We start from the raw sequence: 10,747 nt of genomic DNA on the forward strand, positions 1-10,747 counted from the left end.
CTGTCTTATGTTCCATAGCGTCCACCTAAGTAAGTTTGGTGGACGCCATCTTCCTGATCCATTCGGTGTGATTCAAGGTGACTTGGCTAGGCGCTTACCCTTGAAAAGCTGTTGCGCCGCCTTGGCCATCTCTTCCTTTTTTATTTGCTTTTCAGGAGCATGCATGAACAGTAGTTGTGATATCACCGCGGCTGGGGCCGAGGCTGTGGTACGTTGGTTTCTCACTGGTATGGTACGGTCTACTTGTTGGAAACACTATAAGCAACATATCGACGGCGAGTTTTCACGCCTTTCGTTCAAAAAGGCTTATCTGCTTGGCTCTGCCGTGTTTCGGCCCGGTGTCAAGGTGCCGTCCATTGAAGTTGAGTTCTTGTGCGGGCTGTTTGAATACGCTAAGTCGAACGAACTGATGCCTGACGAATTTTGCGCATCAGACCAGAAAGTTCTATTGTTGGCCCAGCGCAAAGATATCTCATTCATTATTTGTCGAGGTGATACGACGGTTACAATAAATTTAGAGGACGAGGTCTTTGGCGATCCACTACCGGCGACACATCGATGTACGTACTATGATCATGACGTGATCTTTTGCGCGTGGATCCTTTCTAAGGAAAAGCGTATTCCTACTCCTAAAGAGATTAATGAGTCTCGTGTCCGCTTCATTAGGCTCAAACTGGGGTTGGCCAAAAGGCCTCCAGCAAAGAATAAACCAAATAAGCAGGAGGAAGCCATAGCGGCAGCCAGGTCGATAGTGCGTGGCGCAAATGGTCCTATGGAATACATGCTCAAGACTTTGGAACCTTTAAATCGATCCAAAAGATCGTCAAGAGTGGCAGCTTAGGAACCTCTGCGGATTCTTTTGTATAGCGCGGTCATGGAACAATACCCAAAGGATGTTCCATGACCGCTTAATACTCTCCAGAAGCCGTAAAAAAGAAGGCGCCGTTAACCGTTTCCGGGTGCATTGATTGACACGTTGCTGATCACAGTGCGGAACGAGTACGCCGAATCCATTCTGGGCGAATCCGAACGGGCCGGGCGGCTCAAAAAGACGCTGGACAAACGCATGCCAGTGGCTGAACTGAGACATCACCTCGGCGACGAAGGCGACGCCAGCAAGAACCACCGCAATTGCACAGTACTCAAGATACTATTGGTGCCGTGCAGAGAATATCAACTCGATGTATCGCGTGACTCGCTATCGTGCTTCGGATCTCAGTTGGCGGCCAAATATCAGCGACGCACGTCGGCTTTGACGACGTTATCAGCATGTACGCACGTGGCATGACTGTGCGTGAAATCCAGAACCACCTGCTAGAGTTGTATGGCACTGAAGTATCGCCAGACGCAACTAAACCGACCTTGCTTACAAAAATTCGGAATATTCCCGACTTGGAGTAGGTGCATTTAGTTTTTAATATGGACTGCGTGTCTGGCTACGCGTCAGGCGAACGCTTAGCGGTCCACTGTCTTGATTTCTCATCGACTGGCCGATTTAAACGGCCTCCTCTGTACGCAGGAAAAAGCTGCTCACTATCCGACCCGGCATCAAAAGGGTATCGCAGAATTGTCGCCGCCCGGCGCGCTTACTTTCTATTCTCATCAATCCGTAATATGGCGCTGCGGCAGCGTACGCGCTCGTTCAAATGGCGCCATGTTTGTTATGTCGGTATCGCCTTGCTCGTATCTGCTTAGCTTTTAGAAAAAAGATTGACGCACATTTTGTTTTTCAACTTTGGTTGCCGCAAACGCAGTAGTTACGCGACATTCGGCTGAACCGGGTTCCTCAGAAAAAAATTGACACCCGGCGACTCCGGCATTTGTGCAGATTGATGTTTTATCGTCACTCTTGGCTAATCCACCGCCGTTCATCATACATTCAACCGTGAGTCGCCACATGATCATCTGACGTTCGCTTATTAGTCCTAAGAATTCGTCATGTGTTCGACACTCAGTCGCGTCAGTTGGCCTCGTTCTTGATACTAGCGTTTAACCTTTGTTTGCGGCGGTCTGTATTTTGTATGCTTACCTGTTTTTGATATGTATCTCGCACATTGATAACGAAGAGACGTTATCGCTTCCTCTTGCCACAGCGTTTTGGCGATGTCTTTGCGGTCTGTTTGAGTATTGAGCACTACGCGGTCCCGGCAGAAATTTTTGCGTGAGAGTTCTTATGATGGACCGCAGGGGATTTTCGGAAACTTTTTACCGTCCGTCTGGTTTAGCTTGATCCAGGGGAGTCGCCATGTTTCTCCTGCTCGGAGGCTTGCACGGGATGCAATTGATCCAGAATTGCCTGGACTTACGCTATCCTGTCGTGACAACAAAATTTGCTCGTCTCAATACGCCTACTTCCTCCGACGTGGCCGACGGTGCGCTATCGACGAGACGAACTCATTTCGTCGTACTCCCCATCAAAGCTGTAAGTACCAATAGCGTCAGGCGTGACATCGGATGCTTTGCTCTTTGCTTTCCATAGGGGTTTATTAAGAACGATGGTTCCAGTAATAGCCCTTCTGCGGGAGGGATCGAGTATTGCCGTCGATTCTAGGGAGGCCGCATGATATTGGTTGACGAACTATTTCAGCCATTCAGGCGGTATCCAAGTTGCCTTTTGCGCGTGCTCCAAGTAAAAAGAACAAACGTCGCGTATTGCGCGGCCTTTCAAGACTGATTTTTGCAACTGTGATGTACTACTTCGCCAGGCACGCGATTTCCGGTTGATTTTGGGCCGATGATCCACACGTTTCCCAACGAAGATCGCGATGCTTACATATGGTCCACAAAGTTGAAAAGCGAACGGCTACCCTCACCTTCGCTATCCGCACTGCACCGGCCGCTTTTTGGTAAGACGGTACTACAAGCGACAGATGCAAAACTTACCGAATTCCTGAGAATGGTTTATAGCAAACGTTAAACGATGACGCAGTCGACTTATTACACTCGCCGCGGTTAAGCATTGCGAGTGATCATTTCAAAAAAGGGTTTCGCACGGTAAGCTGGCGCTCGAACACTTGCCCATCCTGCAGGTCCTCCGAGTACAAGGTAGAGCATCCCGCCAACAAGGCGGAGGCTACGACAAGAGAATCGTAAAAAGAAATACGATAGCGCTCTGCCAGATTCATGGCGCGTTCATTCGTTTCCGCCGTCAACGGTTCGACAGGACAAACTACGCGGATCTGTTGAAGGATCTCGCGGATCTCCGGCCAGGACATTTTCAGTTTTCGCGAGGCGACTGAAGCAAATTCATTGAGTACCTGCGAGCTGATCGTACCGCTAACGGCAAGCAGCTCTTCTGCTCGATCGGCTTTCGTCGCGTCGGCCGACAATAAGTACAAAATAACGTTAGTGTCGAAAAACGCTTCAGTCCCGCTCATTCGCCTCGTCCCGACTGAATTTGAAATCTTCCGGCATACGACCGCGGTATTTTCTCAGCTTCGCTAACAGCTCCCGTGTTCCCGGCGCTTTTTCGACTGCAAAATCCCGGTCACCAAGGACATGAATGTCAATGTTGTCGCCTGGCTTCAGGTCAAGGGCTTCTACGACGGTAGTAGGGAGGCGGACCGCCAGACTGTTTCCCCATTTAGCGACTTGCATCTGCTCCTCCAAAGATATACAAATGAGTTTGTATATCTTACCCCTCCTCGAGAGACGGCGCAAACCTGCGCAACTCCGGTTGGAGGGTATGCCGGCGTTGATTATGGATATAGCTTTTCAGAGGTTTGCGAACGGTATTCTCAAGTTAACAACTATTTATTCGATTCGAAGCTAGTTTTAAAAGTCCCCTCGCATGTGTAGCGGACCTTGTGGCAAGGTCGGTCCTCGTAATCGGTTTTGGCTTTATCTACAGCGATGAATATTGAAGGTTTGATCCTATCAGCTGAAACATTGTGTGGAGACTACTTAAACGTTGTAGGCGGTGGCGTTCTTGAGCAGATTCCGGTTTCTGCGCTTCTGCTTCTTTACGAACGGCAGTCTACTTGGGTTTATATTTCGCAAATGTAGCGCTATAGGTCGAACGCATGGATTTGGAAAACCATTTCGGAACCGGTAGATAAGTTATGGGTGCTCCTTAATGGGCGCACCTTGCGCGTCCCTGACCGGTTGCCATCCAGCTAGATTGATCCAATATCGCGTGGACTTGCCCTGCCCTGTCGTGACAACAAGACCCGCCCTCAGCAACCCACCAAGGTCGCGAGAAGCGGTCGCTGGCGAGACCTTCGCCAGGCTGACGTACTTCTTGGTGCTCATGCCTCCTTCGAAACCTTGAGGACCAGCGTCAAGCATGACATTGATGACTTTGCGCTGTGCTTCCGACAGCGGTGTGCCGGGGTGAAGATTCCAATACCCTGCCTTCTGCAGGGAACGATCAAGGATCGCCGTCGATTCGGTGCAAGCCGCATGGTATTGGCGGATGAACCATTCCAGCCATTCGGTAATATCCATGTCCCCTTTTTGGGCTTGCTCCAGATAGCGATAATATTCGTCGCGTACTTGCGCCAGTTGCCGCGAGATGCCAATGAGCCGGGTCGGTTGCCCGTTATCTTGAGCAAGCGCCATGTCGATGATAGCGCGCCCCACCCTTCCATTCCCGTCTTCAAATGGGTGCAGCGTTTCAAACCACAGGTGCGCGACACCAGCCCGTATCAGTCCTTCCATACCGTCCCTGGATTCCTGGAACCACGTCAGAAAGCGGGCCATCTCATTTTCAATTGCCTCTTGAGGCGGCGCTTCGTAATGGATCTTTTCATGGCCTTCCGGTCCGGACTGTACAGCGATTGCATCGTCCCGATAGCCACCTACCTTTACCTGTCGAATGCTTGAATACCCGGTGGGAAACAATGCAGCCTGCCACCCAAAAAGTCGTTCTCTTGTCAGCGGCCTCTCCCAATGCCTTGATGCGTCGCCCATCGCATCTAACAGACCCTCGACGTTTCTGTTGACTGGACCAGACGGTGGATTTTGCATTCCAAGTCGACGCGCTACAGAGGACCTGACTGCGTCGAGATTGAGCCTTTCGCCTTCAATCGCGGAGGTAGCGATCGCCTCGGATACCCAGACTTCGTTTTCGGCTGCTGGAAGTGCTGCTAGGCCGATTGCTTGCGCTTTTCCAAGGAGGACGCCCTGCGCACGCCGAGCTTCGGCGAGGACGGAAAGCAGATGCTCTGCGTTGTAGCGAAACGCTGGCCAGTCAGGTTGCTGCCAAATGTACTGAGGTGAATGACGCATAAATACGAATCAGTTATTGAGATGCATTCAATAAGCATACCTTATTCACCTCACAATATGATGCGTATTTAAACAATTACGCCTCATCCGCCGCGGTTCCCCTATAAACAGGGAGCCAGTCGATGTTTTACCGGAGACGGATTACGCGGGAAGTCATTGTGGATTTTGAGGAGCCAAATTCGTGGCTATCCAATATCAGGATCAAATGAACCTTGCTTCGACCACCTCTGCATTCGCGGTCCGTATCGGGCATGGCCACCATGAGTAAGGTTAACTCCCGGCCGCCGATACGCGCGCGCATTTCGCGTCGTCCATAGGTAGACCGTGTAGGAACCTCCAGAGAGGAATTTCGTCGGCATTTCCCATAATTGCTCATTTGCCCTCGCAATACGTCAACCGTATGGTTCTTGGATGAAATGAGACGTATTCAATTAAAACCATAAAAGGTCACTCCTCAACATCTTTATCCTGAATACGGCGCCGTATCCCCAAAGTCTGTCGGATGATCATCCTGCACGCATCGACGTTGTTCGGTACCCTGCCCTGCTCTATTTCCTTCTGAAGATTGACTTCCGCTTGGACGAGAGATCGTTGCACCCGCTCGTAAGATACAGAGTGCGTAGTTCGAATCGGCCGTGAGGGGCCTACTCCACGGGCAGGAAATCGGTAGACCCTGGCTAAGGGCGCTACCGCCGCAGTAACGACATCCGTTGGCGACAAGGGTGGATGTTCCTGCCTGATGAACATGGCTTGCAGGTCGATGGCTTCAGTGAAGTCGCACCCGCCCTGCTCCATCTCATCGAGGATCTGCTTCAAGTCAGCCAAGGTGAGGATAGGTGTTTTCAGGTGAGCGCAATGCAACGTGTGCGCAATCAACTGTGGGTCGGTGATCGCAGAGGCACGCTCGCGTGACCGCATACGAAGACGCTTTGAGTTGACCAGGTTCGTCAGGCACAGTGGCCACCACGTTCCATCGTCGTCGACCCACCAAAGGCTCGAGTCGAAAATACTCGGCGTGTTTTCATTCAAAGGTTGCATGGCATATCGCAAGGCTTGTTTCCTTGCGGCATATTCGAAACCATAAATCTCGAAAATCCCAGTTGCGATGGTTTTATCGAGTCCATGGTTAGATGACCGGGATGGGCATCACGCATAGACCGACATCGCCTCATTGGGCTGTACGAACGCAAACGCCCCGCGCAATATCGCTTTCGCGGCACGCAGGTTCACTGGTACCAGCGAAGCGGAGGTTTCGATGTAGTCGCAGTCGTCAGGGTTAGAAGCGACGCGGAAGACGCCCACATAGCCACCATTTTTCCGCACCTCAAGGCCATCGCAAGTCTGGCGCAGACGCTGCAGCAGATTCTTGGCCTCGTTGACTTCCTCGGCCTGTGCGGTATCGGTTCGGGCCTTATTCGCCACGTAAGCAAAATCGATGTCTTCGCCAATCAACTCGGCCAGGTAGGCGTACAGGGACCTGCCGGTCAATCCCAACGTGGCGATGCGTCCGGTGCGATAAGCGTAGATGTCGGACATGCGCTTTCCTGCAGCGCTGGCCAGCCGCATCAAACGGAAGATGGTTGGAACCGACAGGCCCCGATCAAGCAGGGGAAGCAAATCGATGGGGAGCTTGGTTGCTGGATCAAACTCGTTTTTGGGGGCAGGGCTTTTTGCTTCCGGCTTCCCGTCAGGGAATGTGTTCTTCGAAGAAGATTGTGTCTTTACTTCCTTGGTATGTTCTTTATCTATATATATGCCGTCTCTCATTTTGAGACTCGGCTGCTTGTGAATAACTTCTTCGAGGTTCAGCAACAGCAGTGCTTTGCGTGTTAGCAGGATTGGCGCCAGCCAGAATTTGCCGGCGTTGGGTCCGGTAGCGACGGACTTGTGGCGCTGGGGAAGACGGACGATGTACTCGCGGGCCTCTAGTTCGGCCAGATCGCGGTGCAGGGTAGGGAGCGACACGCCGGCTTCTATCGCGAGCGTCTCGCGGGTAGGGAAGATGGCAGCGCGCGTCTTCAGGTTATAAAAGGCGAGGATCGCGTGGAGCGCACGGCGGCCTCCCTTGCGGAGGTCCATGCAGTTGTGCGGGTGTTTGGTCGCGGCCTGGGCGTTGATGATCGCTTTAGGCAGGATGCGGCCTTGTACAGCGACTGGCCGAGACGTGAACGTCTCAGCTACTTCAGTGGATTGAGTCTGTAAATCTTTAGGGTGCACGGTATCGCTCCGCTGCTCGCAAACGAGCGCAAAGTTCCAAGGGCACACACTTGAGGGAAGGGCAGGGCAAGTTATACCCCGATGCGGTCGTGAATTTTCACGAAAACATCCCTAAGCGTGCAAGAAAATGGCTATGGCGTCTTGCACTTCGAAGGACTTAGGGATAGACTCAAATCTTGATGGTGATCGAGTATGTACTTCCCCAAGTCATCCGATTGCAGCTGAAGCCCGGTCCCCACCGGGCTTTTGCTTTTTTCGGCCACGAAAAGTTGTTTTTAACCCTTCATGCTATTCTCCAATACTGATTAAAAAACGTAACTGATTGATTTAAAAGGAATTGCGGCGCGCAATGCTGTCTAGTTTCTTTCTCTTAAGCGATCGATATACCGCTGCAAGACCTTTTGGATTTCTTCATGTACTGCATTTGCGTCTTCTGCAGTCCTGAAGTCAACTCTTAACATCGTGTCTGCCTTCCTGTAGCTGCAGACTGGTGACTTGCCTACCTTAAATTTGATCACTTCGACGGAAGGTTTTGTCTTTGCTGCTACCGTCTCGCGTCTGCTTGCTAGTGCAACGGCAGAGGCTTGATCAATTCCTTCTTCGATGACTTTCTTTATGGCATCTGTAACACGATCGGCCCCGCCGTCTTTGGCAACCGCTGCCAAAGTGCTTGCAGCATCTGCCCCAAGGGCTCCGGGATGTTGCGCGAGGACCGCATGCGCTTCGTCTGGCAAACCATCAAAGGCTAGTAATCTCGACAGCCGGGTAGGCGAAATTCCTGCCATCTCTGCTATTTGTGCCTGCGACATTTCCGGCCGACGCAGTCGGATCAGTCTGAAACCAAGATACTTCTCATAGTCCGGCAAGCTGGGCTGTAGGAGGTTGGCATAAAACGCATTGATGTCGGCTTGTACTGCTTCCGTCCGGCGAACGATTGCCGGGATACGCTCACGCCCAAGCTCACGGAATGCTCTGACCCGGTTGTGTCCTGAAACGATCTCGTAGCCGCCGTCATCAGACGGACGAACAATGACTGGCGAAACTAGCTCGTTGTGCCGAAGATTTTCCTTAAGCTCATTAAATTGTTCATCATCCAGTTGGCGCTTACGTCCGGCGATTTCCCGTAAGTCTGAAAGCGGGACCTCAAAAGCGGCAGTACTTTCCAGCGCAGCGTTCAGCTTGGCCTCGAGTTCTTCTGCTTTCTGCTCCGCAGCGTGCATTCGAGCGGTCGCGTCATAAAGCATTACAGGAGCGGTCTTGGGCGGCCGATGTCCTGTTTTCTCCACTGACCGAGCCTGGATGCCGGCCGTTTTGCCAGCTAGTTCTTTAATTTTGCTCACATTGGCTCCTAGCGAGATTAAGCGACGGGCGATTCAAGTAACGAACCTTGAGCCCCAGCGCGTTGGTATGCTTTTGAATCCCATGCCAAAGCTAATTGCTCTAGTACATAATCGGCGAGCCGATCAAGTGGTTCCTTATACCGACGGTACGCCTCAAGACTCCCGTCAGGTTTGCTGAGGTCATAAATCGTTTTGATTTGTGCGGAGGCAGTACGGGCAGCAGTGCTATCAGGAATCTCGACGCCATTTACATGAGTCCCGTACGCTTGCTTCATCCAAGTCTTTACCAACCGCGCCACTTCATTCGTTTGCACCTTGGTATATACGATGGAAACAAAGTCATACTTTTTGTCGAGTGCGCCAGGCAGGTTTTGAACCAGTTCCGAAAAAATTCCCCAGAATTGGACACTAGATGCAAAATCCAACGCTTCAGGCGGGCAAGGCATAAGCAAGCCGTCAGCCGCAATCATTGCGTTGACAGTAAGGTGAGATAAACTGGGCGAGGTATCGATAACAATAAGGTCAAACTCTGCGCGCAACGGCTCGATCCCGTCTTTAAGCACTTCCCAGAATCGGAACCCGCGCTCTTTCATCGCTTTCGCAGGCAATGCGAATTCCGCCGCAAGCAGACCACTGGATGCCGGAATGACCGAAAGGTTATGCCAGTATGTCGTTTGGACAGCGTAAGTAAGGTCTTGCTGATCGCCATAGATAAAAGGCATGAGCGTCTGGTCGACATCGACGTCCTGCTCTGGACTAATGCCACATAACTGCGTGGCCGTACCTTGGCCATCACAATCAATCACAAGTACTTTCAGTCCGCGAAGGGTAAGCGCTTGAGCGACCGCGACGGCGGTACTAGTCTTCGCTACACCACCTTTGTAGTTACAAACGGCAAGTACCTTACCGAGTTTATCCTCCGGGCGCCGAGGGAGGGTGGCTATCGATTTTACCCAAGTGATAGCGTCTTCCAATGAATAATCTTTCGCCTTCGAACCTTCGATCTTCACCCCAGGGGGTAAACCGTGCTTTTGCGTGAGATACTTGATCTGGCTTTTGTCGACCCCACACAATTCCGCGATCGCTACGCTGGTAAATGTAGGAGCAACTTTAAGTGGATGCGGTGCCATCATGGCATCACGCACTTGGTCTAGAACATCGGCCGAAACCTCCGCAAGACTCTGCAATTCTTTCATGCTGACTTGCTGCAACGCCATGATAGCTCCCTATTTCTTGGTGTGTTCCGTATTTGTAGAATATTACTATGAAATGCGGAACAAAAACATGTTTACGGAAAGCCAGAGTGTTATTTTGTAAACAAGCTTCCTTGCAATACATCACGAACCCATAGGAAAGTGAGGTAAGGCTATCTGCAACCACTATGTCCATACGTAGTGCCTTGAATAAATTGAATAAAAGATTCAAAGACACAGATATGCCATGCCCACCTGAAACAATGCAACAAAAAATGCGATCAATGATAATGAGAAAGTGTCGCTACTCTTGAAATCTAGTGAGCCAAGATTTAGCACTTGCGTTTGGGTTGCAGAGACATTGCTGTGTCATCACCCTACATAAACTGAGCGAGCCCATTTCAAACCCCTAGATTTGAACAACGTAGAGAAAAGCAATCTTAACTACGCTTTTGAAGGTGCTTTCCTCAAAAGCCCTCCAATTTTCAGCAGAATTTACCATCCGTCGACGAAAGGAAATTTGTCGATACCTTTGGTGTGCCTCTCGCTTTGAGGGGTAAAGTTTGTAGGCAAAATGGAAGAAGCAAATGTGTTGGTTCACACCAGAAGCAAATAAATTTTTCCGGGGCGTTAACTTTTTTCGTTAGGCATACGTGAATCGCCCCCAGTATCCTAGACACTAGCGAGCCGTTCGAAGTATTGCTTCTCGTAGTCTACCGGTGATAGGTGGTTGTTGTAACCATGCCGGCGCCTTGAGTTATAAAACAT

General features: G+C 51.0%; 8 protein-coding genes and 1 pseudogene. 2 read left to right on the forward strand and 7 right to left on the reverse strand.

Translation table 11 applies throughout. The features are described from left to right. Together ASE07_RS22655 and ASE07_RS30030 are read left to right on the forward strand one after the other, a co-directional pair. Positions 1 to 841: hypothetical protein (locus tag ASE07_RS22655; protein ID WP_235548572.1), on the forward strand; the 841-nt coding region annotated here is incomplete at its 5' end. A 123-nt stretch (positions 842 to 964) separates the two neighbouring features. Then, a pseudogene (locus ASE07_RS30030) lies at positions 965 to 1,347 on the forward strand (transposase); the annotation flags it as partial. Positions 1,348 to 2,969: 1,622 nt separating this feature from the next. On the opposite strand, the gene ASE07_RS22665 reads toward ASE07_RS30030, so the two are convergent. The 7 genes from ASE07_RS22665 to ASE07_RS22695 form a co-directional block, all read right to left on the reverse strand. Then, on the reverse strand, positions 2,970 to 3,377 hold the full coding sequence (locus ASE07_RS22665) for a PIN domain-containing protein (protein ID WP_057293100.1): 408 nt from the start codon (positions 3,375 to 3,377) through the stop codon (positions 2,970 to 2,972). Continuing rightward, entirely contained in the window at positions 3,364 to 3,597 is a 234-nt protein-coding gene (locus ASE07_RS22670; RefSeq protein ID WP_057293101.1) for an AbrB/MazE/SpoVT family DNA-binding domain-containing protein, read from the reverse strand. The genes ASE07_RS22665 and ASE07_RS22670 overlap by 14 nt, the downstream gene beginning before the upstream one ends. A gap of 462 nt (positions 3,598 to 4,059) precedes the next feature. After that, a complete protein-coding gene (locus ASE07_RS22675; RefSeq protein WP_057293102.1) occupies positions 4,060 to 5,229 on the reverse strand; it encodes a Fic family protein in 1,170 nt (389 codons plus the stop codon). Positions 5,230 to 5,676: 447 nt separating this feature from the next. Further along, on the reverse strand, positions 5,677 to 6,267 hold the full coding sequence (locus ASE07_RS22680) for a hypothetical protein (RefSeq protein ID WP_057293103.1): 591 nt from the start codon (positions 6,265 to 6,267) through the stop codon (positions 5,677 to 5,679). Positions 6,268 to 6,375: 108 nt separating this feature from the next. Continuing rightward, on the reverse strand, positions 6,376 to 7,446 hold the full coding sequence (locus ASE07_RS22685; protein ID WP_156396910.1) for a hypothetical protein: 1,071 nt from the start codon (positions 7,444 to 7,446) through the stop codon (positions 6,376 to 6,378). Between the two features lie 356 nt (positions 7,447 to 7,802). After that, positions 7,803 to 8,786, reverse strand: coding sequence for a ParB/RepB/Spo0J family partition protein (locus ASE07_RS22690; RefSeq protein WP_057293105.1), 984 nt, complete (start codon positions 8,784 to 8,786; stop codon positions 7,803 to 7,805). Between the two features lie 17 nt (positions 8,787 to 8,803). Then, positions 8,804 to 10,003, reverse strand: a complete 1,200-nt coding sequence (locus tag ASE07_RS22695) for a ParA family protein (protein ID WP_057293106.1) — start codon at positions 10,001 to 10,003, stop codon at positions 8,804 to 8,806. Positions 10,004 to 10,747: the final 744 nt, after the last annotated feature.

Source organism: Noviherbaspirillum sp. Root189, assembly GCF_001428545.1.
Taxonomy (GTDB): Bacteria; Pseudomonadota; Gammaproteobacteria; order Burkholderiales; family Burkholderiaceae_D; genus Noviherbaspirillum.